22 protein-coding genes and 2 tRNA genes are annotated in these 26202 nt (G+C 60.4%); 5 read left to right on the top strand and 19 right to left on the bottom strand.

Annotated elements, in window-relative coordinates; translation table 11 throughout:
- Positions 1-121: 121 nt before the first annotated feature.
- The 6 genes from rplI to rnr all read right to left on the bottom strand — a co-directional run bounded on the left by rplI (position 122) and on the right by rnr (position 5901).
- Entirely contained in the window at positions 122-568 is a 447-nt protein-coding gene (rplI, locus tag AC3IT6_RS02560; protein ID WP_034149636.1) for a 50S ribosomal protein L9, read from the bottom strand.
- Between the two features lie 19 nt (positions 569-587).
- Complete coding sequence (locus tag AC3IT6_RS02555) at positions 588-1481, bottom strand: hypothetical protein (protein WP_489354186.1); 894 nt, start codon at positions 1479-1481, stop codon at positions 588-590.
- A gap of 36 nt (positions 1482-1517) precedes the next feature.
- Positions 1518-1748 (bottom strand): 30S ribosomal protein S18, encoded by a 231-nt coding sequence (gene rpsR, locus AC3IT6_RS02550; protein WP_002551829.1) that lies wholly within the window; start codon positions 1746-1748, stop codon positions 1518-1520.
- A 28-nt stretch (positions 1749-1776) separates the two neighbouring features.
- Entirely contained in the window at positions 1777-2199 is a 423-nt protein-coding gene (rpsF, locus tag AC3IT6_RS02545; RefSeq protein WP_008048087.1) for a 30S ribosomal protein S6, read from the bottom strand.
- Positions 2200-2506: 307 nt separating this feature from the next.
- Entirely contained in the window at positions 2507-3274 is a 768-nt protein-coding gene (rlmB, locus tag AC3IT6_RS02540; protein ID WP_007973273.1) for a 23S rRNA (guanosine(2251)-2'-O)-methyltransferase RlmB, read from the bottom strand.
- Positions 3271-5901, bottom strand: a complete 2631-nt coding sequence (gene rnr / locus AC3IT6_RS02535; protein WP_489354185.1) for a ribonuclease R — start codon at positions 5899-5901, stop codon at positions 3271-3273. The genes rlmB and rnr overlap by 4 nt, the downstream gene beginning before the upstream one ends.
- Before the next feature lie 225 nt (positions 5902-6126).
- Here rnr and AC3IT6_RS02530 point away from each other — a divergent pair.
- The 4 genes from AC3IT6_RS02530 to AC3IT6_RS02515 all read left to right on the top strand — a co-directional run bounded on the left by AC3IT6_RS02530 (position 6127) and on the right by AC3IT6_RS02515 (position 9323).
- Positions 6127-6213 (top strand) — tRNA-Leu (locus AC3IT6_RS02530).
- Between the two features lie 167 nt (positions 6214-6380).
- Positions 6381-6467 (top strand) — tRNA-Leu (locus tag AC3IT6_RS02525).
- Between the two features lie 289 nt (positions 6468-6756).
- Positions 6757-7767 (top strand): extracellular solute-binding protein, encoded by a 1011-nt coding sequence (locus AC3IT6_RS02520; protein ID WP_489354184.1) that lies wholly within the window; start codon positions 6757-6759, stop codon positions 7765-7767.
- Complete coding sequence (locus AC3IT6_RS02515; protein WP_489354183.1) at positions 7767-9323, top strand: ABC transporter permease; 1557 nt, start codon at positions 7767-7769, stop codon at positions 9321-9323. The genes AC3IT6_RS02520 and AC3IT6_RS02515 overlap by 1 nt, the downstream gene beginning before the upstream one ends.
- A gap of 120 nt (positions 9324-9443) precedes the next feature.
- On the opposite strand, the gene AC3IT6_RS02510 is transcribed toward AC3IT6_RS02515, so the two are convergent.
- The 12 genes from AC3IT6_RS02510 to AC3IT6_RS02455 all read right to left on the bottom strand — a co-directional run bounded on the left by AC3IT6_RS02510 (position 9444) and on the right by AC3IT6_RS02455 (position 24448).
- Entirely contained in the window at positions 9444-11378 is a 1935-nt protein-coding gene (locus AC3IT6_RS02510; RefSeq protein WP_489354182.1) for a methyl-accepting chemotaxis protein, read from the bottom strand.
- Positions 11379-11527: 149 nt separating this feature from the next.
- On the bottom strand, positions 11528-12817 hold the full coding sequence (locus tag AC3IT6_RS02505; protein WP_046039830.1) for an adenylosuccinate synthase: 1290 nt from the start codon (positions 12815-12817) through the stop codon (positions 11528-11530).
- A 54-nt stretch (positions 12818-12871) separates the two neighbouring features.
- Entirely contained in the window at positions 12872-14059 is a 1188-nt protein-coding gene (locus tag AC3IT6_RS02500; protein ID WP_489354181.1) for an ATP phosphoribosyltransferase regulatory subunit, read from the bottom strand.
- A 312-nt stretch (positions 14060-14371) separates the two neighbouring features.
- Complete coding sequence (gene hflC, locus AC3IT6_RS02495; protein WP_056725458.1) at positions 14372-15241, bottom strand: protease modulator HflC; 870 nt, start codon at positions 15239-15241, stop codon at positions 14372-14374.
- Positions 15241-16416 carry an FtsH protease activity modulator HflK gene (gene hflK, locus AC3IT6_RS02490; protein WP_150727880.1) on the bottom strand — a complete coding sequence of 392 codons (1176 nt, stop codon included), beginning with the start codon at positions 16414-16416 and terminating at the stop codon, positions 15241-15243. The genes hflC and hflK overlap by 1 nt, the downstream gene beginning before the upstream one ends.
- 96 nt (positions 16417-16512) lie before the next feature.
- Positions 16513-17814 (bottom strand): ribosome rescue GTPase HflX, encoded by a 1302-nt coding sequence (gene hflX / locus AC3IT6_RS02485; RefSeq protein ID WP_057712241.1) that lies wholly within the window; start codon positions 17812-17814, stop codon positions 16513-16515.
- Positions 17815-17826: 12 nt separating this feature from the next.
- Complete coding sequence (gene hfq, locus AC3IT6_RS02480) at positions 17827-18087, bottom strand: RNA chaperone Hfq (RefSeq protein WP_007902656.1); 261 nt, start codon at positions 18085-18087, stop codon at positions 17827-17829.
- A gap of 94 nt (positions 18088-18181) precedes the next feature.
- Positions 18182-19153: a tRNA (adenosine(37)-N6)-dimethylallyltransferase MiaA gene (gene miaA / locus AC3IT6_RS02475; protein ID WP_489356472.1), complete on the bottom strand. Its 972-nt coding sequence runs from the start codon at positions 19151-19153 to the stop codon at positions 18182-18184.
- Positions 19153-21063 (bottom strand): DNA mismatch repair endonuclease MutL, encoded by a 1911-nt coding sequence (mutL, locus tag AC3IT6_RS02470; RefSeq protein ID WP_489354180.1) that lies wholly within the window; start codon positions 21061-21063, stop codon positions 19153-19155. The genes miaA and mutL overlap by 1 nt, the downstream gene beginning before the upstream one ends.
- Positions 21060-22490, bottom strand: coding sequence for an N-acetylmuramoyl-L-alanine amidase (locus tag AC3IT6_RS02465; protein ID WP_489354179.1), 1431 nt, complete (start codon positions 22488-22490; stop codon positions 21060-21062). The genes mutL and AC3IT6_RS02465 overlap by 4 nt, the downstream gene beginning before the upstream one ends.
- Positions 22491-22961 (bottom strand): tRNA (adenosine(37)-N6)-threonylcarbamoyltransferase complex ATPase subunit type 1 TsaE, encoded by a 471-nt coding sequence (gene tsaE, locus AC3IT6_RS02460; protein ID WP_489354178.1) that lies wholly within the window; start codon positions 22959-22961, stop codon positions 22491-22493. It lies immediately after the preceding gene.
- The gene (locus tag AC3IT6_RS02455; protein ID WP_489354177.1) at positions 22949-24448 is read right to left on the bottom strand and encodes an NAD(P)H-hydrate dehydratase; all 1500 of its coding nucleotides are present in this window, start codon (positions 24446-24448) and stop codon (positions 22949-22951) included. The genes tsaE and AC3IT6_RS02455 overlap by 13 nt, the downstream gene beginning before the upstream one ends.
- A 63-nt stretch (positions 24449-24511) precedes the next feature.
- On the opposite strand from AC3IT6_RS02455, the gene queG reads away from it, so the two are divergent.
- Positions 24512-25591 (top strand): tRNA epoxyqueuosine(34) reductase QueG, encoded by a 1080-nt coding sequence (queG, locus tag AC3IT6_RS02450; RefSeq protein ID WP_489354176.1) that lies wholly within the window; start codon positions 24512-24514, stop codon positions 25589-25591.
- Here queG and AC3IT6_RS02445 read toward each other — a convergent pair.
- Positions 25573-26184 carry a trimeric intracellular cation channel family protein gene (locus tag AC3IT6_RS02445; protein ID WP_057712247.1) on the bottom strand — a complete coding sequence of 204 codons (612 nt, stop codon included), beginning with the start codon at positions 26182-26184 and terminating at the stop codon, positions 25573-25575. The two genes, queG and AC3IT6_RS02445, sit on opposite strands and share 19 nt — an antisense overlap.
- Positions 26185-26202: the final 18 nt, after the last annotated feature.

Raw genomic sequence — 26202 nt, 5'->3', positions numbered from 1 at the left:
GCCTCTTGATTCTTGGTGATAAAAAGCAGGGGTTTCAGAAAGACAAAGGGCACGACCTGTAAACAGGATCGTGCCCGATGTTACCGGCAAGCACCCGAGGGTGCCAGCCGACAAGTGCTGCTTAAGCTGCTACCACGACAACGCGTACGGTGGCTTCAACTTCGGCGTGCAGGTGCACGGCTACGTCGAATTCGCCTACGTTGCGGATGGTGCCGTTCGGCAGACGAACTTCGCTCTTCTGCACTTCAACGCCGGAGGCGGTCAGTGCGTCAGCGATGTCGTGAGTACCGATCGAACCGAACAGCTTGCCTTCGTCGCCAGCGGTGGCAGTGATGGTCACTTCCAGCTCGGCCAGTTGGGCAGCGCGGCTTTCAGCCGACGATTTACGATCTGCTGCTGCTTTTTCCAGCTCGGCACGACGCTCTTCGAACGCAGCCAGGTTGGCTGGGGTCGCAGCGGTAGCTTTGCCGTAAGGCAGCAGGTAGTTACGACCGTAACCAGCCTTAACGTTCACTTTGTCACCCAGGTTGCCCAGGTTGGTGACTTTTTCCAGAAGGATCAGTTGCATGTGAAAATCCTCTTAACTTTTAACCTTCACCGTTCGCGTTATCGGCATCTTTCGGTGCCGAACGACCGCGAAAATCAATCAGGCTGTCGACGATGGCCAGGACCACCAGCAACGGATAGATCAGTTGCATGAACAGCAACAGCGTCACGTACAACCCCACCAGCCAGAACCTGGCCAGTCGCTTCTGCGCCACCAGCCCGTGAATCAGGGCCAGCCCGGCGAACACCAGCGGTACGCTGCACAACGGCGTCAACATGGCCATCTGTGGGCCGATGTTCGGCCCCAGAAGCATGCACGCCAGCAGCAACATCGCCGGCAACAGCGGGATGCGGATGGCGCGAAACTCGCGACCAAAACCGCCCGGGTTGTACAACAACGCCTGCCAATAGCGCCCGACAAGCAGGCTCAGCAAGCTGACGATTTGCAACAACGCCGCAATCAGGCCGGTCAGGACCGGTGCAATCAGGGACGCGAAACGCGCTTGTTCGTCTACCGACAACTTCTGGTAGACATCACCGAGTAGCGACGGCATGACTTTGATCAAAGCCTGCGCCAGCATCTCGATCTGGGGAGCAAAAGCTGTCCCCAACACCACTGAAAACACCACTCCCATCGCTATGCTGACCAGCAGCACGCGGTTCCAGGACTCGCTTGCGCGCAAAACCAACGCAAGGCTCGCAGACCCCAGCAGCACCAGAAGTGCCCGTGGGTCGTCGGAGTAAAGCCACCAGGCCAATGCCGGCAGCAGTCCCAGAGCAAGAACGCCCAGGGCGTCCCTCAATCCGCGCCGCAAGAGCACAAGGCATCCGGCGGCAGCACCCAACCAATACAACAACGGCATCGCCGCGCATCCAGCCACTACCAGAGTGGCCTGCATACGGCCGCGCATGATGAACTCAGCTATGGCCCGCATGCATTCAATCCTTTGCTACGTGTCGACTGCCCGGTCTCAGCGGCCGTGGCTGTCGGTGTAGGCCAGCAGGGCCAGGAAGCGGGCGCGCTTGATAGCGGTGGCCAGCTGACGCTGATAACGAGCTTTGGTACCGGTGATGCGGCTTGGAACGATTTTGCCGGTCTCGGATACGTAGGCTTTCAGAGTGTTGAGATCTTTGTAATCGATCTCTTTCACGTCTTCAGCGGTGAAGCGGCAGAATTTACGACGACGGAAGAAACGTGCCATGTAATTGGCTCCTTAAAAGGTCCGTGGATTACTCGTCAGCGTTATCGCTGTTGTCGCTGTCATCACTATCAGCGCTTTCAGCGCCTTCGTGCTCAGGACGGTCGCGACGCTCACGGCGCTCACTGCGGTTTTCTTCAGCCTTGAGCATCTCGGACTGGCCGGTAACGGCTTCGTCGCGACGGATGACCAGGTTACGGATCACTGCATCGTTGTAGCGGAAGTTGTCTTCCAGTTCGGCCAGGGCCTTGCCAGTGCACTCAACGTTCAGCATCACGTAGTGAGCCTTGTGAACATTGTTGATTGCGTAGGCCAGTTGACGACGGCCCCAATCTTCCAGACGGTGGATTTTGCCGCCGTCTTCTTCGATCAGCTTGGTGTAACGCTCAACCATGCCGCCGACTTGCTCGCTTTGATCCGGGTGGACCAAAAAGATGATTTCGTAATGACGCATGAATGCTCCTTACGGGTTGTAGCCTGCCGCTCAAAAGCGGTCAGACAAGGAGTGAATGACACTTATGGACTTGCGGACGCTAGACACGTTGGTGCCTGCCATCACAGCAAGGGGCGCAATTGTAGAGAAGGGGCGAGGGAGGCGCAAGGTAATTGGTGAATATTTGAACAGCCACCAACTCATGCCACACCACAAAACACTGTGGGAGCGGGCTTGCTCGCGAATGCGGTACTACATCCAACATATTTGCTGAATGTTACTCCGCTTTCGCGAGCAAGCCCGCTCCCACATTTTGATTGCGTCGAGCTTAGGACTTCTTGGCAGCAGCCTTGGCTTTGACACTGCGCTGACGCTGCGCTTCGAACAGGCATACACCCGTCGCTACGGAAACGTTGAGACTGCTGACGCTACCGGCCATCGGCAGGTTCACCAGGTAGTCGCAATGCTCGCGGGTCAGGCGACGCATGCCCTTGCCTTCAGCGCCCATGATCAGGATGGTCGGGCCGGTCAGGTCCTGGTCATACAGGCTGACCTCAGCTTCACCGGCCGTACCGACAACCCACAAGCCGCGCTGCTGGAGCTTTTCCAGGGTGCGCGCCAGGTTGGTCACGGCAACCAGCGGAATCACTTCCGCCGCACCGCAGGCGATTTTTCGTACAACCGGAGTCAGGGTCGCCGACTTGTCCTTCGGCACGATCACTGCCAGCGCACCCGCCGCATCGGCGGAACGCAGGCAGGCGCCGAGGTTGTGCGGATCGGTCACGCCATCGAGCACCAGCAACAACGGCGCGCCGTCGGTGCGATCGAGCAGCTCGTCGAGCATCGCCTCGCCCCAGACCTGGCTCGGACTCACGTCCGCGACCACGCCCTGGTGCACGCCTTCAACCCAGGCGTCCATTTCGCGGCGCTCGGCCTGGCCGACCTGGACCCGGTTTTCGTTGGCCAACTCGATCAGCGTCTGGACCCGAGGGTCATTGCGACCTTCGGCCAACCAGATCTGCTTGACGCGTTTCGGGTGGTGACGCAACAACGCTTCTACAGCATGTACGCCGTAGATCTTTTCCAACTGACTCATGGCTTGGCCTTAGGTTTACGCGCCCCGCCACTTTTGGCGGCTGGGGCGGAACCCGCTTTTGGCGGGCCTTTACGATGTTTGCTCGGTTTGGCTGGCTTGCCGCCGACGGCCTTGTCAGGCGTCGACCGACTGGTCTTTCCCCCAGACGCCGCTTTACCGCCGCTTTTCGCACCGGCGAGCAACGCCTGTTTCATTTCACGGCTTTTTCGAACTTCGGCGTTTTTCGCCGCTGCATCGCTCGGGCGATAGGCCTCGACAGCCTTTTCCTTGGCAGGACGACGACCGGTTTTCGCCGGGGTCGGTTCTGCTTCGGCTTTAGCCGCAGGCGCTGCCGCTTCGGTGCCACGCTTTTTGCGGCCGATCGGCGCGCTGATGGTCTTTTCAGCCATCTCGAAGTCGATCTTGCGCTCGTCGAGGTCGACGCGCATGACCCGCACTTCCACGGTGTCGCCCAGGCGGAAGCTGCGACCGGTACGCTCACCGGCCAGGCGGTGGTGCACTGGATCGAAGTGGTAGTAATCGCCCGGCAGCGCGGTGACGTGCACCAGGCCTTCGACGTAGATATCGGTCAGCTCGACGAACAGACCAAAACCGGTCACGGCGGTGATCACACCCGGGAACGATTCGCCCACGCGATCCTTCATGAACTCGCACTTGAGCCAGTTCACTACGTCGCGGGTCGCTTCGTCGGCACGGCGCTCGCTCATCGAGCACTGCTCGCCGAGTTGCTCCAGGGCCGCTTCGTCGTACGGATAGATGCGTGCTTTCGGAATGGTCATCGCACCTGCACGGCGAACGTGCGGGGTATTCTGCTTCGAATGGATCACGCTGCGAATCGCCCGGTGCGTGAGCAAGTCCGGGTAGCGACGGATCGGTGAAGTGAAGTGGGTGTACGCCTCGTAATTCAGGCCGAAGTGGCCCTGGTTGTCGGCGCTGTACACCGCCTGGCTCAACGAACGCAGCATGACGGTCTGGATCAGGTGGAAATCCGGACGATCCTTGATGCCGGCCAGCAGTGCCTGGTAATCCTTCGGCGACGGGCCGTCCTTACCTTTGTGCAGGGACAGGCCGAGCTCGCCGAGGAAGGCGCGCAGCTTTTCCAGGCGCTCCGGTGGCGGGCCATCGTGAACGCGGTACAGCGCAGGAATTTCGTGCTTCTTCAGGAACTCGGCGGTGGCCACGTTGGCCGCCAGCATGCATTCCTCGATCAGCTTGTGCGCATCGTTGCGCACGGTCGGACGAATTTCGGCGATCTTGCGCTCGGAACCGAAGATGATCCGGGTTTCCTGGGTTTCGAAATCGATCGCGCCACGTACGTGACGTGCCGCCAGCAACACCTTGTACAGCGAGTACAACTGCTTGAGGTGCGGCACAACGTCGGTGTATTCACCGCGCAGCTTGCGCCCTTCGGTGGCTTTCGGCGTTTCCAGCATGGCGCTGACCTTGTTGTAGGTCAGGCGGGCATGGGAGTGGATCACTGCTTCGTAGAAGCAGTAGTCAGTCATTTCGCCGGATTTGGAGATGGTCATCTCGCAAACCATGGCCAGACGATCGACTTGCGGGTTCAGCGAGCACAAACCGTTGGACAGCTGCTCAGGCAGCATCGGGATCACGCGCTCAGGGAAGTACACCGAGTTGCCGCGAACCTGCGCTTCGGCATCCAGCGCCGAACCGAGCTTCACGTAGCTGGATACGTCGGCAATCGCCACGTACAGCTTCCAGCCGCCCGAGAACAGGCGCAGCTTGCCCGGACGAGCTTCACAGTAGACCGCATCGTCGAAGTCGCGGGCATCTTCACCGTCGATGGTAACGAACGGCAGATGACGCAAGTCGATGCGCTTCTCTTTGTCTTTCTCTTCGACTTCCGGCTTGAGCTTGCCGGCTTCCTTGAGCACGGCGTCAGGCCAGACGTGAGGAATGTCGTAGGTACGCAGGGCAACGTCGATCTCCATGCCCGGCGCCATGTAGTTGCCCACGACTTCAACCACATCCCCTTGCGGCTGGAAGCGTGGCGTCGGCCAGTGAGTGATCTTCACTTCGACGAACTGACCGATCTGCGCGTTGGCGTTACGACCCGGCGTCACCAGCACTTCCTGCTGGATCTTCGGGTTGTCGGCAACCACGAAACCGATGCCGCCCTCTTCGAAGTAGCGGCCGACGATGCTCTCGTGAGCCCGGGAAACCACTTCTACGATCATGCCTTCGCGACGACCACGACGATCCAGGCCGGATACCCGGGCCAGCGCACGGTCACCATCGAACACCAGACGCATCTGCGCCGGGCTCATGAACAGGTCATCGCTGCCGTCGTCCGGCACCAGGAAGCCGAAGCCATCACGGTGACCGCTGATGCGACCCAGGATCAGATCAAGCTTGTCCACCGGCGCATAAGTGCCGCGACGGGTATAGATGAGTTGAGCATCGCGCTCCATGGCGCGCAGGCGGCGGCGCAGGGCTTCGATCTGGTCTTCTGTGGTCAGACCAAACTCTTCGACCAGCTGCTCGCGGTTAGCAGGCGAACCTCGATCAGCAAGGTGCTGAAGGATCAGTTCGCGGCTAGGAATAGGGTTTTCATATTTTTCCGCTTCACGAGCGGCCTCGGGATCGAGGGACTGCCAATCGGCCATTAGAGAGTTTTCACCTTGTCTATATGCGGGTTAGTTTGGCATAGGCGTAATGAAACGGGAAATTTCAGGCTAAGACGACCCATCTAAAGCCCTGTATCGACACCGCAAAGCTGTTTTGAAGACCGCTGGCGAAATTTTCCAGGTTTTTTTGATGTCGGGGGTTTACAGTTAAAAAGACGCTCCGTATAGTGCGCGCCATCGACGACGGACAACGTTGCCGATACTGCCCAGATGGTGAAATTGGTAGACACGCCAGCTTCAGGTGCTGGTGACCGCAAGGTCGTGGAAGTTCGAGTCTTCTTCTGGGCACCAATTTCGAGCTTGAGATTAGTTCAATTTCAAGGCTCACACAAAAACCCGCGAAAGCGGGTTTTTGCTTTTTTGACCACTGGTTTATTATTTTTAGAATCAGGGGTTTACAGATCAAAATGCTCTCCGTATAGTGCGCCACATCAACAGCGGCAACGCTTGCGATGAATGCCCAGATGGTGAAATTGGTAGACACGCCAGCTTCAGGTGCTGGTGACCGCAAGGTCGTGGAAGTTCGAGTCTTCTTCTGGGCACCAATTCAAATTCAAGGTTACGACCTTGGATTTCACAGAAACCCGCGAAAGCGGGTTTTTGCGTTTCTGGCCCCTCAAAAACAACCTGCCCTCTTCTGTAGGAGCGAGCTTGCTCCGGGCGGCGTTCCGACGATGCACTCAAATTTAACGGTTGCTAACAGATAGAACGCGCCATCGTTCACGCCCATCGCGAGCAAGCTCGCTCCTACAGGAATCAGCGTCCGCATTTGAGAAACAATATCGTTTATCATTGTTACAAGTTTTTGCAATGTGACAGTGAGGAACCCTGCGAATGATGTTTCGAAATACCCTGCGCCGCGGCCTGATCACCACCCTCCTCGGCCTGGCACTCGCCACTCCCCTCACCCAAGCCGCCGATCCGGTTGCCCTGACCCTCTACAACGGCCAGCACAAAGAAGTCGGCGACGCGGTCGCCAAAGCCTTCGAAGCCAAGACAGGCATCCACGTCAATGTGCGTAAAGGCAGCAGCAACCAGCTCGCCAGCCAGATCGTCGAAGAAGGCGATCGCTCTCCCGCCGACGTGATCTACACCGAAGAATCACCACCCCTGAACAAACTCGGCGAGCAAGGCCTGCTGGCCAAGACGGATGACACCACGCTGGCCGTTCTGCCCAAGGAATACGTCGCCGGCAACGGCACCTGGATTGGCGTGACCGCCCGGGTGCGCGTCGTTGCGTTCAACCCCAAGCTGATCGATGAAAAAGACCTGCCGACCTCGGTGATGGAATTCTCCGATCCGAAATGGCAAGGCAAAGTCGGTTTCGTTCCTACCAGCGGCGCTTTCCAGGAACAAGCGGTAGCGATCATCAAGGTGCACGGCATGGACGCCGCCGAAGAATGGCTGACCGGGCTGCGCGCATTCGGCAAGACCTACAGCAACAACATGGTTGCCTTGAAAGCGGTGGAAAATGGCGAAGTCGCCACCGTGCTGGTGAACAATTACTACTGGTTCGCCCTGCAGCGTGAAAAAGGCCAGCTCGACTCGAAACTGCATTACTTCACCGGCGGCGACGTCGGCGGACTCATCACGGTTTCCAGTGCAGCGGTACTCAAATCCAGCAAACACCCCAAGGAAGCACAACAATTGCTCGCCTACATGGCCAGCGAGGAAGGCCAGCGCGTGATCACCCAGACCACCGCCGAATACCCGCTGCACAAAGGCATGGAATCTGATCGCGGGCTCAAGCCATTCAGCGAACTGGAAGCACCAAAAGTCACGCCTGCCGACCTCGGCAACGCCGAAGAAGCGCTGGACCTGGAACGTGACGTTGGCCTGAATTGATGGGTGCCTCACTGTCCGCGCATCACGCGTACGCACCACGGCGCAAGCGGCCGTCTATCTGGCTGATACTGCCCGTGTTGCTGCTGGTGGCGCTCAGCCTCCTGCCGCTGCTGTATGTCGGCCTGAAAGCCTGGCAGGCGGGTTGGGCAGAATCACTGCATTTGCTATGGCGACCTTATGTGTTCGGCTTGCTGCGCAACACACTCGCATTGATGATTGGCGTCACCGTGGTTTGCGGGATAATCGGCTTGTCGCTGGCCTGGTTGCTGGAGCGCAGCAATCTGCCGGCCCGACGATTTTGGGGCGTGATCCTCTGCTTGCCGTTCGCCGTTCCAGCCTTTGTCAGCAGCTTCACCTGGGTTTCCCTCAGCGCTCATTTCGAGGGACTTGGCGGGGCTATCCTGGTGATGAGTCTGTCAAAATACCCGCTGATTTTCCTGCCCGTAGCGGCAACGCTGCGCAACCTTGACCCGTCCCTCGAAGAGTCCGCGCGCACGCTGGGGCAGAATCGTTGGGGCGTATTTTTCAAGGTCACCCTGCCCCTGCTCTGGCCTTCGCTGCTCGCGGGTTCGTTGCTGATTGCCCTGCACATGCTGGTGGAGTTCGGCGCCTTGTCGATCATCGGCCTGCAAACCTTCACCACGGCGATCTATCAACAGTTCGAACTGGAGTTCAGCAATGCCAACGCGGCGATGCTCTCCGCCGTACTGCTGATGTTGTGCCTGGCGCTGCTGTGGCTGGAGTTGCGCGTGCGCGGCAAGGGTCGACACGTGCGCACCGGCCAGGGTGCAGCGCGACGCGCGGAACAGGTTCAACTGGGATACTGGACCGTGGCAGGACAACTTTATTGCTTGCTGCTGGCAATCATTGGCAGCGGGATTCCGCTCGGCATGCTGGCCTACTGGCTGGCGGTGGGATCATCGGCCGCCTTTCCCGTGACGGCAATTGGCGAAGCATTGCTGTCCTCCCTCGCCCTGTCGCTGGGTGGCGCGGCACTGTGCCTGGTGCTGGCGGTGCCGGTCGGTCTGCTGGTCGTGCGCTACAAAGGCCAACTGGCGATCTGGGCCGAGCGCCTGCCGTACCTGCTGCACGCCCTGCCGGGGCTGGTCATTGCCCTGACCCTGGTGTATTTCGCCCTGCACTACGTGCCGATGCTTTACCAGACTTCGGCATTGCTGCTGATCGCCTACGCCCTGCTGTTTCTGCCGCTGGCCCAGGCGCCGATCCGCACCGCCCTGAACAAGGCGGCGCCGCAGCTTGAGGAGGCGGCCCGCACTCTGGGCGCCTCGTCATTCAGTGCCTTTTGCCGAGTGACACTGCCGATTATTTTCCCGGCGCTGGGCGCGGCTTTTGCCCTGGTGTTCCTGGATGCGATGAAGGAACTGACGGCGACCTTGCTGTTGAGTCCAACCGGGCTGAATACACTGGCGACGGAAGTCTGGGCGCATACGGCGAATGTGGAGTTTGCGGCGGCTGCGCCTTATGCGGCGTTGTTGATATTGGTGTCGGGGTTGCCGGTCTATTTGCTGACGACCCGGATGTATCTGAGTCGTTGAAACCGCTTTCGCGAGCAAGCCCGCTCCCACAGTGGTCCTCTGTCGAACACAAATATGATGTTCAAAAAGAGCCAATGTGGGAGCGGGCTTGCTCGCGAAGGGGCTGGCACAGACAATAGATCAAGCCCTGAACTGCCCCAGGCTCGCCTTCAACTGCGCCGCCAGACCATCGAGCACCTTGCCGCTCGCTGTGGTCTCCACGACAGCCTGCGCCGCCTTCTCGGCCTGGGCATGAATGGTCTGGACCCGCCCTCGCACTGCCTGCGCGCCCTGTGCCTGATGCGCCGCCGCCTGGGTGGCCAGACCGATCGCCGCATGGACCTGCTCGACGGACGCCTGCACCGACTGCTGCAACCGCGCACTGTCACGCAACACCAGCAAACCCTCACTGGCCTGGCGCCCGGCCTGACCGATTGCCGCCACCGCCTCACGCGCGCCCTGCTGCAACGCCACGATATGCGCCTGAATATCGCCAGTGGAGCTTTGCGTCTTGCTCGCCAGCGCCCGCACCTCATCGGCCACCACGGCAAACCCGCGCCCGGTCTCGCCGGCACGCGCCGCCTCAATCGCCGCGTTCAGCGCCAGCAGATTGGTCTGTTCGGCGATGCCGTGAATCACCGTCAGCACCACCTCAATCTGCTCACTTTGCTGCGCCAGGCGCTCGATGACTTGCGCCCCGGTATTAACCTGACCCGCCAGCTCCTCGATCAGGCTGCCTACTTTCGCTGACGTCCGAGTGTTTTCATCGGTGGCCTGGCGAATGTCCACCACCTGCTTCAGCGCCGCCTGCATCGCGTGGCTTTCCGACTGGGCCTCATCAGCCATTTGCGACAGCGCACGCAAACTCTCCGCCACCTCGTCTCGCTGCATGCCAGCCGCTGCATCCGCACCGGCATTGCGCAAGGTCATCGCTCCGATCTCCACTCCGGTACGCTGGGCCACATCGCCCGCCTCGCGCACGATCGGCTGCAACTTATCCACAAAGCGATTGACCGCCGAGGCCATGTCGCCGATTTCATCCTTGCTGTTGATCTGCACACGCTTGGTCAGATCGCCCTCGCCCGCCGCCAGGTCATCCATGGCTTCGATCAGCATTTTCAGGCGATTGACCACTCGGCGACCGAGCACCACCGCTAACAACAGCAGGACACCGAAACCCACCACCGCCAGACACACGCCGATGCGCCAGCGCAATGTCGCAGCAGCTTCCTGCACGGTGCTGGTGGTATTGGCCTTCATTTCAGCCGCCGTGGACTGCGCCGACTGCAGGCGCGAGCGCATGGCCGTGGCGCTGTCGGCGGCCGCGCCCTTGAGGCTGTCGCCCACCAGTTGATCGCTGCTGGCGATCAAGGCCGAGAAGCGCTTGTCGAGGGCCGCCAGATCAGTCTCCACCGAAGCCGTCGAGACCCCCATCAGGACCTTGCCGATTTCTACGCCGTTAGGATTGATCGGGGCCTCGATGTAGAACACCGAAGGATCGTTCTTCGCCGCATCCAGCACCTTGTCCAGCGCACGCTCGCCCTGGCCCTTTTCCAGCAGCGCCTTGTTGATCGGGTTTTCCCGGTTGAGGTAGCGCGTCAGGTGCTGGCCGGTGGCGTCGTCATAGACCACGAACAGCACATTGGGATTGCGCTGGGCCCGGCGGGCGAACTCGGAAAGTGTCGGAACGTCGTTGTCCCACATGGCGCGGGGCGCGACGGAAGCCAGAAGCTGCGCCATGTCGCTGGCGGAGTCCTTCAGGTCCTTCTCCAGGGTCGAACGCAATTGCGCCTGCTCTTGCTCAAGACGCGAGGACAAACCGGCTGTCAGGCGCTGACGCGTACTGGTGGAGAGGCTGTCGAGGCTCGACGTGACTTCGCGCCCAGCCTGTTCAAGCTCAGCGGATAGCTTTTGACTGTCAGCACCCAGGCGCTGGCCCAAGTCGGCTTCCAGTGCGGTCACCGTGCTCCGGGTCAGAGCAACAGCCACCAGCACCTGCACCAAAAGGGCGATACCAAGAGTAACGAACACAGGCCGCAACAAACGGCTTTGTAACAACGAGAGAACGGCCGACATCTGAAATCCCTCTGCTTTGGCGCCATTAAATTGATAGCACGCCGGAAGCAATGCTTTTTTAATGTTCACAGCAAAGGTCATGCCGTCCGACAGGCATAAACGACAAAGGCCCCAATTAAGGGGCCTTTGTGTTTTACATCAACGACTTATCAAGCAAACGGATGGCGCAGAACGATGGTTTCGTTGCGGTCCGGGCCCGTCGAAATAATGTCGATCGGCGCGCCGATCAGCTCTTCAACGCGCTTGATGTAAGCACGGGCGTTAGCCGGCAGCTCTTCCAGGGTTTTGGCACCCACGGTCGACTCGGTCCAGCCCGGCACTTCTTCGTACACAGGCTGCAGGCCCACATAGCTGTCAGCATCAGTCGGGGCAACGGCCTTACCTTCCGCATCCTTGTAGCCGACGCAGATGTTGATGGTTTCCAGACCGTCGAGTACGTCCAGCTTGGTCAGGCAGATGCCCGAGATGCTGTTCACATCGATAGCGCGACGCAGGATAACAGCGTCGAACCAGCCACAACGACGAGCACGGCCGGTAGTCGCGCCGAACTCGTGGCCTTGTTTAGCCAGGTGCGCACCGACTTCGTCGAAAAGCTCCGTCGGGAATGGACCCGAACCTACACGCGTGGTGTAAGCCTTGGTGATACCCAGGATGTAGTCCAGGAACATAGGGCCAACACCCGAACCGGTAGCAACGCCGCCAGCAGTGGTGTTAGAGCTGGTCACGTACGGGTAGGTGCCGTGGTCGATGTCCAGCAACGAACCCTGGGCGCCTTCGAACATGATGTCTTTGCCAGCGCGACGCAGGTCGTGCAGCTCGGCAGTCACGTCCAGCATCAGCGGCTTGAGCAGCTCAGCGTATTCCTTGCACTCGGCCAGGGTCTTGTCGAATTCGATGGCTGGCTCTTTGTAGTAACCCACCAGCATGAAGTTGTGGTAATCCACCAGCTCACGCAGCTTGTCTTCAAAGCGCGGCATGTTGAGCAGGTCGCCCACACGCAGGCCACGACGTGCAACCTTGTCTTCGTAGGCCGGGCCGATACCGCGACCGGTGGTACCGATCTTCAGCTCGCCACGGGCCTTTTCACGGGCCTGGTCCAGCGCAACGTGGAAGGATAGGATCAGCGGGCAGGACGGGCTGATACGCAGGCGCTCGCGCACCGGTACGCCTTTTTCTTCCAGCTTGGTGATCTCGCGCAGCAGGGCGTCTGGTGCAACCACCACGCCGTTGCCGATCAGGCACTGCACGCCTTCGCGCAGCACGCCCGACGGGATCAGGTGCAAGACAGTCTTCTCACCGTCGATCACCAGGGTGTGGCCAGCGTTGTGGCCACCTTGGTAACGCACTACGGCGGCAGCATGTTCGGTCAGCAGATCAACGATCTTGCCTTTGCCCTCATCACCCCATTGGGTGCCCAGGACTACGACATTCTTACCCATAACACTTGTCCTCATTCGCGCAAACTTGGTGCCGGCGGCAGCCGGCGGGAAAACTCAAGAAGCCAGTGGCGATACTTGCCAAAGCCCGTTCTGCTGAATCAATTGCCGGTCGCAGTCCGCTTCACGGGCGGCGGCCAAAGGCTGTCCAGGCAAGGCCTGAACGACACGCTGACCCTCACTGCGCAACTGGCAAACCTGCTGCCAGAGTGCCGCATCCGTACTGTCAGGCATCCAGATACCGCCAGACGGTAGCTCGATCTCAGCACGCCCCAGGGTCACCAGGGTTTTCAAATCGGTGGAAAAGCCGGTCGCCGGACGGGCGCGACCGAAGTCGGCGCCGATGTCGTCGTAACGACCGCCCTGGGCAATGGACTGGCCAACACCCGGTACGAACACAGCGAACACCACACCGGTGTGGTAGTGGTAACCGCGCAACTCGCCCAGGTCGAAATACAGCGGCAGCTCAGGGAAACGCACGGACAGCCGCTCGGCAATCGCCAGCAAGTCGTCCAGCGCTGCCAGAACAGGGGCCGGCGCCTTGGCCAGACGCTCGCGGGCCGCGCTCAATACTTCACGACCGCCACACAGATCGACCAACGCCCGCAGCATGCCCGACAGATCGGCAGGCAAGCCTTCGGTCAAGGTAATGACCTCGTCGATGGCCTTACGTTGCAAGGCATCGAACAACTGCTGCTCGACTTCACCGGACAAACCGGCGGCGCGGGCCAGGCCACGGTAGATACCGACATGACCGAGGTCCATGTGCACATCCGGCACATCGGCCAGTTGCAGCATGGCCAGCATCAGGCTGATGACTTCGACGTCGCTGCTCGGACTGGCGTCGCCGTACAACTCGGCACCCAGCTGAATCGGACTGCGCGAGGACGACAAGGCGCGAGGCTGAGCATGCAGCACGCTACCGGCATAGCACAGACGGCTTGGGCCTTCACGACGCAGGGTGTGCGCATCGATGCGCGCCACTTGCGGCGTGATGTCGGCACGGAAACCCATCTGCCGGCCCGATTGCGGGTCGATGACCTTGAAGGTGCGCAGATCCAGGTCCTGGCCCGCGCCGGTCAGCAGGGATTCCAGGTACTCGATATGGGGAGTCACGACAAACTCGTAACCCCAGCTCTGGAACAGATCCAACACCTGACGACGCGCGACTTCAATACGCGCAGCTTCCGGTGGCAGTACTTCTTCGATGCCATCTGGCAGAAGCCAGCGGTCTACCGTTGCCATTACGCCTTCCCCTATCTCCTGGCGACCAGCCTGTCGGCGAGCCTTGAGTGAAGCAGAAAATGATCGGCTTGCGCACAAACCACGCGCATGAGCGACGGAGCGAAAAGCCCTTCTACCGGCTTCGCCAACCACTTTCCTCGAAAAACTGTCGAGCCAATCGGCCCGGCATCTGCTTGAAAACAGCAATCAAACATGCAGACGCAAAAAAGCCGGGAATTTCCCGGCTGCCGCATCATACACACGTTTTCCCAAAGGATCACCCCGCCAGAGGTTTTAGCCGCCCGGCGGGGGATAAATCAGGTCAACGTCGTATCAAGGCTTGGCTTTTTCCAGGTAGTGGAAGAAGTCGCTGCTTGGGTCGAGGACCAGGACGTCGGATTTGTTCGCGAAGCTTTCACGGTAGGCGCGCAGGCTACGGTAGAACGCGTAGAACTCCTGATCCTGACCGTAGGCCTTGGAGTAGATCGCAGCAGCCTGGGCATCACCGTCACCGCGAACCTCTTCGGATTCACGATAGGCTTCAGCCAGCAGCACGCGGCGTTGACGATCGGCGTCGGCACGGATGCCTTCAGCCAGCTCGTTACCCTTGGCGCGGTGCTCGCGAGCTTCACGCTCACGCTCGGTGCTCATACGTTCGAACACACTGCGGTTCACTTCTTTCGGCAGGTCGATGGTCTTGACCCGAACATCGACCACTTCGATGCCCAGTTCTTTCTCGGCCATCTTGTTCAGCGAAGCCGTGATATCCGCCATCAGCGCATCACGCTCACCCGACACCACTTCGTGCAGGGTGCGCTTACCGAACTGGTCACGCAGGCCCGATTCCAGACGACGGGACAGACGTTCGTCGGCGATCTGCTTGAGGCCGGAAGTCGCGGTGTAGTAACGCTCTGCGTCCTTCACGCGCCACTTGGCGTAGGCATCGACCATCACGGCTTTCTTTTCCAGCGTCAGGAAGCGTTGTGTCGGTGCATCCAGCGTCATCAGGCGTGCGTCGAATTTACGCACCTGGTTAACGTAAGGCACTTTCACATGCAGGCCTGGCTGGACATCGGTCTGGACCACGCGACCGAACTGCAGCAACACCGCACGCTCGGTCTGAGCCACGATGTAGAAGCAGTTCCAGGCAGCGATCGCCACGACGACGCCAACAATAAGGGCGATCAGCGATTTATTGCTCATCAGCGACTCTCCCTGGTACGTGCTTGCTGTTGCTGCAGATCTGCTGCCGCACGCGCATTCGCTTCATTGCTGGTGGCTGCCGCGCCGGTCACCGGAGTGCTGGTGCTGCGACCACTTTCGACCATCTTGTCCAGCGGCAGGTACAGCAGGTTGTTCTGGCCGTTCTTGTTGCCGGTCACGAGAACCTTGCTGGTGTTGGTGAAGACTTCCTGCATGGTGTCCAGGTACAGACGCTGGCGGGTGACTTCAGGAGCCTTGCGGTACTCGGCGACCAGTTTGGTGAAGCGATCGGCCTCACCCTTGGCGCGCGAGACGGTCTCGTCACGGTAGCCATTGGCATCTTCGAGAATGCGCTGGGCCTGACCACGGGCTTCCGGCACGACGCCGTTGGCATAGGTCTCAGCCTGGTTACGCGAACGCTGTTCGTCTTCACGGGCGCGGATCACGTCATCGAAGGCTTCCTGGACTTCACGCGGTGCCGCTGCGCTCTGAACGTTGACCTGGGTGACGGTGATACCGGTGCGATAGGTGTCCATGAAGCGTTGCAGACGCTCCTTGATCTCGCTGGCCATCAACTCACGACCTTCGGTCAGTACCTGGTCCATCGCGGTGGAACCCACCACATGGCGCAAGGCGCTGTCGGTCGCGTGCTGCAGGCTGATTTCCGGCTGATCGACGCTCAGCACGAAATCCTGCAGGTTGCTGATCTTGTACTGCACGGTCAGCGGCACTTCGACGATGTTCTCGTCTTCAGTCAGCATCTGGCCCTGCTTGGTGTAGGCACGCTCGCGCGTGACGTTCTCCATGTACTTCTTGTCGATCGGCGGGAAGTAGATGTTCAGGCCCGGACCCACGGTTTCGTAGTACTTGCCGAAGCGCAGCACTACAGCTTGCTCCTGCTCGTCGACAACATAAACCGCGCTGTACAGCCAAACGGCGGCCAGCACGACCAGACCGATGCCGAGCAGGCCGCCAAAGCCGCCACTCTTGCCCGGACCACCGCCGTCGTCGCCACCACGTTTCTTACCGCCACCGAACAAACCGTTCAGGCTTTCCTGCAGCTTTCGGAAGGCCTCGTCGAGATCCGGTGGTCCCTTGCGGTCGCCGTTGTTACGACGCTTGCCACCCCAAGGATCCTGATTATTCGAGTTGCCACCCGGCTCATTCCAAGCCATAGCGCTCTCCATCTGATAAAGCAAAGACGCACCCACGGCGCGCCGACCAATGCTACAGAATGCCTGTCACCGCGGCACAACCGCTTTCTCAGGCTTTTATTGCAAAGTGTGTTGCTCGATGAATTCCATCGGTTGCAAACCTTCGCGGCTCACCAGCCGATTCAATTCGGCTCGTGGCAAACGAACGGCCAGTAAACTGATGCCTTCGTCGTCGTGTTCTTCTTTCTGTACCGCTCCGAGTTCGAAAAACTGCGCACGCAGTCGAGCAAATCGGTTCGGCAAGCGCAAGGTGCCAACAAACAACTCATCGCCAAGCAACTCGGCCACGGCCTGCTTGAGCAGGTCAAGACCGGTGCCATCTTTCGCCGAAAGCCAGACCCGCTGCGGCTTGCCATCGGCATCGCGCTGGATCTGCGGCTCCACGCCCTCGAGCAAATCGAGTTTGTTATAGACCTCCAGGATCGGCAAGTCTTGAGCGCCGATCTCTCCGAGCACCACCATGACCTGTTCAATCTGGGCCATGCGCTCGGGTTCATGGGAGTCGATCACGTGCAGCAACAGGTCAGAGTTGCTCGACTCTTCGAGCGTAGCCCGAAATGCCTCGACCAGCTTGTGCGGCAAGTGGCGAATGAAGCCCACAGTGTCCGCCAGCACGATCGGACCCAGGTCATCGAGCTCGAGTCGGCGCAAGGTCGGGTCGAGGGTGGCGAACAACTGGTCAGCCGCGAAGACGTCGGAATCGGTCACCGAGTTGAACAGCGTCGATTTGCCGGCGTTGGTATAACCCACCAGTGAAACCGTCGGAATGTCAGCCCGTTTGCGGCCACGGCGCGATTGCTCACGCTGGCTGCGGACCTTTTCCAGGCGTCCCTTGATCTGCCTCAGGCGAACCCGCAACAGACGCCGGTCGGTTTCCAGCTGGGTTTCACCCGGACCGCGCAGGCCGATACCGCCTTTCTGCCGTTCAAGGTGAGTCCAGCCGCGAACCAGCCGCGTACTCATGTGCTCAAGCTGGGCCAGTTCGACCTGGAGCTTGCCTTCATGGGTGCGGGCGCGTTGGGCGAAGATATCGAGAATCAAACCCGTGCGGTCGATCACGCGACACTCGAAAATACGTTCGAGGTTACGTTCCTGACTGGGCGTGAGGATGTGATTGAAAATCACCAGATCGACCTGTTCGGCCTGGACCAGGTCGCGCAATTCTTCGACCTTGCCGCTGCTGATCAGGGTTTTGGCGGTTGGCCGATGACGCGGCACGTTAAAAAACGCGACGGTCTCGGCGCCAGCCGAAATAGCCAACTCCTGAAACTCCTGCGGATCTTCGCGCGCCTCAGGGTCCTGTCCATCCAAGTGAACGAGAATGGCTCGCTCACCACCACCGTGGCGCTCAAAGAACAAAGGAGACTCCTATCAGGCGTTACCTGGCTCAGCGTCACCTGCTTCGGATTCGGTTGCGCTAGGCAGACGAATTGGACGAACCGGCACCACTGTAGAGATCGCGTGTTTGTAAACCATCTGGCTGACGGTGTTTTTCAGCAGGATAACGAACTGGTCGAAAGACTCGATCGTGCCTTGCAGTTTGATACCGTTGACCAGGTAGATGGACACCCCAACTTTCTCTTTGCGTAAAGTATTCAAGTAAGGGTCTTGTAGCGAATGCCCTTTTGACATGTGCCGCACTCCTTTAAGGATTCAATATAAAAAATAGGTAAACAGATGGCTTTGGCCGCCACACCCCCAAAGGATAGACGGCAATTGCAAGGACTCAGCTCAATATGGAGATGGTCCCAAGGTATTTCAAGGCGCGCGGCAGATTGTCGCAATCCAGACTGTCCAGCCAATGCAGATCAGTCCAACTGCGCAGCCAGGTGAACTGGCGTTTCGCCAATTGGCGCGTGGCAATGATTCCACGCTCCTGCATCTCGGCTGACGTCAGCTTGCCATCCAGGTAGTCCCAGACTTGGCGGTAGCCTACTGCACGTATAGACGGTAACCCGGCATGCAGGTCACCTCTATTACGCAGGGCTACGACCTCGTCAATGAATCCCTGTTCCAACATTAAAGTGAATCTTTGTTTAATTCGCTCATGCAGTACCTGGCGATTTGCCGGAGCAATGGCCAAGTTCGCGACAGTATAGGGCAATTGTTGCAGTCCCGAAGCGGCTGCTTCGGTACTTTGCACAGATTGTTGCAATCGCAGGGCGGTCATGCTTTGACCGCTGACACGATAAACCTCCAGGGCTCGACTCAATCGCTGGGGATCGTTCGGATGTATTCGCGCCGCGGACTCCGGATCGACCACCGCCAATTGTTCGTGCAAGGCTTGCCAGCCAAGGCGCGCAGCCTCTTCTTCGATTTGCGCACGGACCTCGGGATCGGCGGCCGGCATATCCGCCAGACCTTCAACCAAAGCCTTGTAATAGAGCATGGTGCCGCCCACCAGCAGCGGAATTTTTCCGCGCGCGGTGATATCGGCCATGGCTTCCAGGGCATCACGGCGGAAATCCGCGGCCGAATAGCTCTCGGCCGGGTCGAGAATATCGATCAGACGATGCGGATACTGCGCCAGTAGCTCTTTGGAAGGCTTGGCGGTGCCGATGTCCATGCCACGATAGACCAGCGCCGAATCGACGCTGATCAACTCGCAAGGCAGGACTTTGGTGAGTTCGATGGCCAGGTCGGTCTTGCCGGCGGCGGTCGGGCCCATCAGGAAAATCGCAGGTGGGAACTGGCTCATCAACGACCGCGCAAGAACAGTTTGTCCAGATCGTCCAGGCCCAGTTGGGTCCAGGTCGGTCGGCCATGGTTGCATTGACCGCTGCGCTCGGTGTTTTCCATGTCACGCAGCAGACCGTTCATTTCCGGCAAGGCCAGGCGCCGATTCGCACGAACCGCACCGTGGCAGGCCATGGTCCCGAGCAATTCGTTCAGGTGCGCCTGAATGCGGTCGCTGGTGCCGAACTCCATCAGATCAGCCAGGACGTCGGCGACCAGCCGGTTGGCTTCGGCCTGTTTGAGCAGCGCCGGGATCTGCCGGATCGCCAGGGTTTCCGGGCCCAGGCGCTGCAATTCAAAGCCCAGGCGCTGGAACCAGGCGACATGTTCCTCGGCGCAATCGGCTTCACGCTGACTGACGGCCAGGGTCTCCGGCACCAGCAACGGCTGGCCGCTCAGGCCCTCGCTGGCCATCGCCACCTTCAAACGCTCATACATGATCCGCTCGTGGGCGGCATGCATATCCACCAGAACCAGGCCCTGAGCGTTTTCCGAAAGAATGTAGATACCCTTGAGTTGTGCCAGCGCATAACCCAGCGGCGGGATGTCGTCCTGCCCTGCCGGGAGCGCGACGGCATTGGCCTCGGGCAGTGGCGCAAAAAACTCGCGATAGGCGGCCTGCGCTTCGGCGACAGGAACTCCGGACTGCGGACGCGGCGTGTACTGATATTGATAACCCGCGCCAGCCCCCGAACCCGCCGGCGCATTGAACGACGGCTGAGCCTGGGGCTGTTCCAGCAGCGCATTGGCGGCCAGGCGCATTTCGCCCTGGGGCCCGAATTCACCGGCCTCGAGGCCGGAAGGCCGGACGATGGCCGTGGCAACCGGCGCCGCCAGTTGATCGTCGGGGCGCACATCGCCCAGGGCGCGGTGCAAGGTGCCGTAGAGAAAATCGTGGACCATGCGGCCTTCACGGAAGCGCACTTCGTGCTTGGTCGGGTGCACGTTGACATCGACACCGGTCGGATCGACTTCGAAAAACAGCACGAAGGTCGGGTGCCGACCGTTGAACAGCACGTCGCGATAAGCCTGGCGTACGGCGTGGGCCACCAGTTTGTCGCGCACGGCACGGCCATTGACGAAGAAATACTGCAAATCGGCCTGGCTGCGGTTGAAGGTCGGCAGGCCGACCCAGCCCCATAGATGCAGGCCATTGCGCTCGATTTCGATCGGCAGCGCTTGCTCGAGGAAACCCGGACCGCAGATCGCCGCCACGCGCCGGGCACGGGCCGCATCATCATGGGCCTCGTGCAGGCTGAGGATGGTCTTGCCGTTGTGGCGCAGATGGAACGCCACATCGAAGCGCGCCAAAGCCAGGCGTCTGATCACTTCTTGCAGGTGATCGAATTCGGTTTTTTCGGTCTTGAGAAACTTGCGCCGCGCCGGCGTATTGAAGAACAGGTCGCGCACTTCAACCGAAGTGCCCACCGGGTGGGCCGCAGGCTGCACGCGGGGCGCCATGTCACGGCCTTCGGTCTCGACCTGCCAGGCCTGATCGGCGTCGCGGGTGCGGGAGGTCAGGGTCAGGCGCGCGACGGAGCTGATCGATGCCAGGGCCTCGCCGCGAAACCCCAGACTCATGACCTGTTCGAGGTCTTCCAGGTTGCGGATCTTGCTGGTGGCGTGACGGGCCAGGGCCAGCGGCAGGTCATCGGCGGAAATGCCGCTGCCATCGTCGCGCACCCGCAGCAGCTTGACGCCGCCCTGCTCCACATCGACGTCGATGCGTTTGGCGCCGGAGTCGAGGCTGTTTTCCAGCAGCTCCTTGATCACCGAAGCCGGACGTTCGACCACCTCACCCGCAGCAATCTGGTTCGCCAGTCGCGGGCTGAGCAACTCGATTCGAGCGCTACTGTTCACGACCTGATTCATTCTTTGGCCGCCAGTTCAGTGCCCGGAATCGTCAGGTGCTGACCGATCTTGAGCTCATCGCTCGGCAGGTTGTTGGCGCTGCGCAGGGTCGCGGGCGATACCTGATAGCGCACGGCGATCATCGCCAGGGTCTCGCCCGGGTTGACGCGGTGATCACGCGGCCCCTGCACAATCTTGCCGGAGTCACGCAGCCAGGCAATGTAAGTGCCCGGCGGCGGGTTCTGCTGGAAGAACTGGCGCACGCCGCTGCTGATCGAACGCGCCAGCGCCTGCTGGTGGCTCGACGCGGCAAGCTTCGAGGCTTCATTTGCGTTGGAGATAAACCCGGTTTCCACCAGGATCGATGGAATATCCGGTGACTTCAGCACCATGAACCCGGCCTGCTCGACCCGTTGCTTGTGCAGCGGTGTCACCCGACCGATGTTGCTCAGCACCTTCTGGCCAACGTTCAGGCTGGATGTCAGGGATGCCGTCATCGACAGGTCAAGCAGTACGCCGGCGAGCATGCGGTCCTTGTCATCGAGGCTGACGTTACCGGCACCACCGATCAGGTCGGAACGGTTTTCACTGTCGGCCAGCCAACGGGCGGTCTCAGAAGTCGCGCCGCGATCGGACAGGGCAAATACCGATGCACCGAAAGCAGCAGCCGAAGGCGCGGCGTCGGCGTGGATCGAGACGAACAGGTCGGCGCCTTTCTTGCGGGCAATTTCGGTACGGCCGCGCAACGGAATGAAGTAGTCGCCGGTACGGGTCAGTTCGGCGCGGAAGCCTTTCATGCCGTTGACCTGCCGTTGCAGTTCACGCGCGATGGCCAGTACCACGTCTTTTTCCCGTTGACCACGGGAGCCCGAGGCACCCGGATCTTCGCCACCGTGTCCGGCGTCGATCACCACAATGATGTCGCGTTTGCCGGCCGGGGCTGGCGGCAATTTGATTGCAGGTTCCGTCGGCGTGACCGGTACGGCGGGCACCGTGGCGACCGACGGCGTCGGCGCTGGAGGAGGCGCGGCGTCTGCGGCGTTATCGAACAGATCGACCACCAACCGGTTGCCGTACTGGGCGTTCGGCGCCAGGGAAAAGCTTTTCGGCGTCACGGCCTTTTTCAGGTCGATGACCACCCGCAGGTCGGTCGGCGTGCGCTGGGCCGAGCGCATGGCGGTAATCGGGGTGTTCGAGGTGTTGACGTTGAGCGGCGCACCGAGGGTCGCGCCATTGATGTCGATGACCAGGCGATCCGGAGCCGTCAGGGTAAAGACGCTGTGTTGCACCGGGCCGGTCAGGTCAAACACCAGTCGCGTGTTGTCCGGTGCCCGCCACAGACGAACACTGTTGACCTTCGAATCGGCCACAGCGTCGACGGTCACCGCCAAAAACAACACCCCTACGGCAGCCACCAACGCGCGAAAGCGCATACCTAACCCCATCATCTATTTGGATTCCAATGCCAAAGCGGCACACCAGGCCTCGCCACGCGAGCCCTGGGATAAAATTTTCAGCGAACGCCCGCTGTCTTGCGGGCTAATGGTAATGGTCAGGTCAGGCTTTGGCAAAAAGCCTGCACCTTTATCGGGCCATTCGATCAGACACAGGGCATCGTCTTCGAAGTAGTCGCGGATACCGAGGAACTCTAGCTCTTCCGGATCGACCAGACGGTACAAATCGAAATGGAAGGCGCGAATGTCGCCGATCTCGTAGGGTTCAACCAGGGTGAAGGTCGGGCTTTTGACTGCCCCGACATGCCCAAAGCCGCGGATGATGCCTCGGGACAACGTGGTTTTGCCCATCCCCAGGTTGCCCTCGAGGAAGATCAGGCCATGGCCCAGGGTGATTCGGGCAATGCGTGCGCCAAAGTCGCTCATGGCCTGCTCATCGGCCAGGTACAGGGTTACTTCAGACACGGTGCTTGCTCCTCCAACAACTGACGAATGGCTGGGATCAGATCACTGGCCGCCAGCCCACGGCCCGATTTTCCTTGTTGCTCGCCGGCATTGGCGTGCAGCCAGACCGCCAGGCAGGCTGCGTCGAATGGCTCCATGCCCTGGGCCAGCAATGCGCCGAGCAAACCGGCCAGCACGTCGCCCAAACCGGCGGTGGCCATCGCCGGATGGCCCTGATGACACAGCGCCAGGCGCCCATCAGGATGGGCGATCAGGCTGCCGGCACCTTTCAGGACGACGACAGCTGTATATTTTTTACTCAAGGCATGGGCTGCGGCGGGACGGTCAGACTGAACGTCGGCAGTGCTCACTCCAAGTAAACGTGCCGCTTCGCCCGGATGCGGAGTGATCACGCAATTGCCGGGCAAACTCACGCGCTCCTCGGCCAACATGTTCAGCGCATCGGCGTCCCAGACTTGCGGCAGCGGTGCATTGGCAGCAGCCGATAACAAGCTGCGCCCCCAGCCAGCCTGCCCCAGCCCCGGACCGACAACCAACACGGAAACTTTTTGCAGCAAAACCATCAGCTGATTGGCCGACGAAGTGCCCAGCACCATCGCCTCGGGGATCCGCGCCAGCGCGGCGGACACGTGTTCGCTGCGGGTCGCCACCGACACCATGCCCGCCCCGCTACGCAGCGCACTTTGCGCGCTCAGCAGGATCGCGCCGCCCAACCCACGATCACCACCGATCAGCAACACATGGCCGAATCGGCCTTTATGGGAGGTCGGGGGCCGGGGCGCTGGACGCGGAAGGTTAGCGGCCGTCAGACGACGAGCGGTGAACACCGCGCCACCAATCAACTGCGAATCGGCGTGCAAGTCATTGAACACCAGTTCGCCGACCACATCCGCCGCCTCGCCGGTGAACACCCCCACCTTCAAGCCAATGAACGTGACCGTCAGGTCGGCATGCACGGCACGACCAAGGATGCGCCCCGTATCAGCGCACAACCCTGACGGAATATCCACCGCAGCAACCCGCAGTCCGCTGGCATTGATCGCGGCGATGGCGCTGGCATACGGCTCACGGACATCGCCGCTCAGACCAGTGCCAAGCAAAGCATCCAGCACAATGCCGCGCAATCCGGATTGTGCCGTCCAGGGCTCGATGAGCACGTTTTCAGACACCGCCTCGGCATGGGCCAACACCGCATCACCCTGCAAGCGCTGCGGATCCCCTACCGCCAGCACCCGCACCGACCAACCGGCACGCTGGGCCAATACGGCTACCAGATACCCGTCTCCGGCATTGTTGCCATGACCGGCCAGTACGCTCAGTTCGTTCGCTGTCGGCCATTGCCGCACCAGCGCCCGCCACGTCGCCCGCGCCGCGCGCTGCATCAATTCGAAGCCCGCTGTGCCGGCGGCGATCAGGCTCGCGTCGAGTGCTCGCACCTGGGCGGTGCTGTACAGCACGTCGGGTAATTCATCTTTAGTGTGCGGCATGCGTCTTCGGGCTCCGATGTCTGGCAGAATTATACGCACCTCAGCTCCGGTTTCTCTCGCCTCATGCCCGCTATTACCACAGACCTGCCTGCCCTCGCCCAATCCATCAAGGACTGGGGTCGCGAGCTGGGCTTCCAGCAAGTCGGCATCAGCGGCCTCGACCTGGCCGAGCATGAGCAGCACCTGGAACGCTGGCTCGAAGCCGGCTACCACGGCGAAATGGACTACATGGGGGCCCACGGCAGCAAGCGCTCGCACCCCGAAGAGCTGGTGCCGGGCACTTTGCGCGTGGTGTCCCTGCGCATGGATTACCTGTCCGGCGACACGCAGATGGCAAAAATGCTCGCCCAACCGGAAAAAGCCTACGTCTCGCGTTATGCCCTGGGTCGCGATTACCACAAGCTGATCCGCAAACGCGTGCAACAACTGGCGGAAAAAATTCAGGCCGAGATCGGACCGTTCGGCTTCCGCGCTTTTGTCGACAGTGCCCCGGTGCTGGAAAAAGCCATCGCCGAACAGGCGGGTCTTGGATGGATCGGCAAAAATACCCTGGTCTTGAATCGCAAGGCAGGCAGTTATTTCTTCCTCGCCGAACTGTTCGTCGACCTGCCGCTGCCGGTCGACCCGCCCCACGCCACCGAACACTGCGGACGGTGCAGCGCCTGTCTCGACATTTGCCCGACCAACGCCTTCGTCGGCCCCTATGTGCTGGATGCCCGACGCTGCATTTCCTACCTGACCATCGAACTCAAAGGCCCGATCCCTGAAGACCTGCGGCCACTGATCGGCAATCGGGTGTTCGGTTGCGATGACTGCCAGATCGTCTGCCCGTGGAACCGCTTCGCCCGCCCGTCCGGTGAAAGCGACTTCAAGCCGCGGCACAACCTGGACAACGCCGGGCTGGCAGAACTGTTCATGTGGGATGAAGAGAAATTCCTGAGCAGCACCGAAGGTTCGCCGCTGCGCCGGACCGGTTACGAAAACTGGTTGCGCAACCTGGCGGTGGGGTTGGGCAATGCGCCTTCAACGATTCCGGTGCTGGAAGCGCTGAAGGCGCGACGACAGCATCCTTCGCAACTGGTGCGTGAGCATGTCGAATGGGCGTTGCGGCAACACGCCGAACGTCAGGCTTCGTCGTTGTAGACGAACTTGGGCATTTCCCAATGAAAACGGATCGCCAGCAAGCGCAGCAGAAAACCGCCGAACAAGGTGATCAGAATCGATTGTTCATCGGGTAATTGCAGATAGATGCAGAGCATGTAGCACCACGCTGCCGCAAACGAGACGCTGGCATAGAGCTCACGCCGGAAGATCAGCGGAATATCGTTGCAGAAGATGTCCCGCAGGATGCCGCCGAAGACGCCGGTGATCACGCCACTGACCGATGCCACCAACATGCCATGGCCCATTTCCAGGGCGGTGATGCAGCCGATCAGGGTAAATGCCACGAGCCCCATGGCATCAAGCACCAGGAACAGTGAGCGCAGATGGCGCATCCAGCGCGCAGTGAACACCGTGATCATGGCGGCAGCCGTGGTCAGCACCAGGTATTCCGGGTGTTTGACCCAGGTCAGCGGGTAGTGCCCGAGCAGCACATCGCGCACCGAACCGCCACCCAGCGCCGTGACACAAGCGATCAACACCACACCGAACCAGTCCATGCCACGACGACCGGCAGACAGGGCGCCGGTCATGGCTTCGGTGGTGATGGCGATCAGGTAGAGCATCAGCAGCATAGTGGCGGTCCTTGCAGA

Source organism: Pseudomonas sp. KH_017, from assembly GCF_057840285.1.
This window is presented reverse-complemented; position numbering and strand designations above follow the sequence as displayed.

Bases quoted from the DNA above. Each gene is read 5' to 3' on its own strand.
- AC3IT6_RS02445 (WP_057712247.1), bottom strand. From the start codon at position 26,184: ATGCTGCTGATGCTCTACCTGATCGCCATCACCACCGAAGCCATGACC.
- AC3IT6_RS02500 (WP_489354181.1), bottom strand. From the start codon at position 14,059: ATGGCAACGGTAGACCGCTGGCTTCTGCCAGATGGCATCGAAGAAGTA.
- hflC (WP_056725458.1), bottom strand. From the start codon at position 15,241: ATGAGCAATAAATCGCTGATCGCCCTTATTGTTGGCGTCGTCGTGGCG.
- queG (WP_489354176.1), top strand. From the start codon at position 24,512: ATGCCCGCTATTACCACAGACCTGCCTGCCCTCGCCCAATCCATCAAG.
- AC3IT6_RS02520 (WP_489354184.1), top strand. From the start codon at position 6,757: ATGATGTTTCGAAATACCCTGCGCCGCGGCCTGATCACCACCCTCCTC.
- hfq (WP_007902656.1), bottom strand. From the start codon at position 18,087: ATGTCAAAAGGGCATTCGCTACAAGACCCTTACTTGAATACTTTACGC.
- rnr (WP_489354185.1), bottom strand. From the start codon at position 5,901: ATGGCCGATTGGCAGTCCCTCGATCCCGAGGCCGCTCGTGAAGCGGAA.
- hflK (WP_150727880.1), bottom strand. From the start codon at position 16,416: ATGGCTTGGAATGAGCCGGGTGGCAACTCGAATAATCAGGATCCTTGG.
- AC3IT6_RS02510 (WP_489354182.1), bottom strand. From the start codon at position 11,378: ATGTCGGCCGTTCTCTCGTTGTTACAAAGCCGTTTGTTGCGGCCTGTG.
- miaA (WP_489356472.1), bottom strand. From the start codon at position 19,153: ATGAGCCAGTTCCCACCTGCGATTTTCCTGATGGGCCCGACCGCCGCC.
- mutL (WP_489354180.1), bottom strand. From the start codon at position 21,063: ATGAATCAGGTCGTGAACAGTAGCGCTCGAATCGAGTTGCTCAGCCCG.
- AC3IT6_RS02555 (WP_489354186.1), bottom strand. From the start codon at position 1,481: ATGCGGGCCATAGCTGAGTTCATCATGCGCGGCCGTATGCAGGCCACT.
- rlmB (WP_007973273.1), bottom strand. From the start codon at position 3,274: ATGAGTCAGTTGGAAAAGATCTACGGCGTACATGCTGTAGAAGCGTTG.
- rpsR (WP_002551829.1), bottom strand. From the start codon at position 1,748: ATGGCACGTTTCTTCCGTCGTCGTAAATTCTGCCGCTTCACCGCTGAA.
- rplI (WP_034149636.1), bottom strand. From the start codon at position 568: ATGCAACTGATCCTTCTGGAAAAAGTCACCAACCTGGGCAACCTGGGT.
- AC3IT6_RS02465 (WP_489354179.1), bottom strand. From the start codon at position 22,490: ATGATGGGGTTAGGTATGCGCTTTCGCGCGTTGGTGGCTGCCGTAGGG.
- rpsF (WP_008048087.1), bottom strand. From the start codon at position 2,199: ATGCGTCATTACGAAATCATCTTTTTGGTCCACCCGGATCAAAGCGAG.
- AC3IT6_RS02505 (WP_046039830.1), bottom strand. From the start codon at position 12,817: ATGGGTAAGAATGTCGTAGTCCTGGGCACCCAATGGGGTGATGAGGGC.
- AC3IT6_RS02515 (WP_489354183.1), top strand. From the start codon at position 7,767: ATGGGTGCCTCACTGTCCGCGCATCACGCGTACGCACCACGGCGCAAG.
- AC3IT6_RS02455 (WP_489354177.1), bottom strand. From the start codon at position 24,448: ATGCCGCACACTAAAGATGAATTACCCGACGTGCTGTACAGCACCGCC.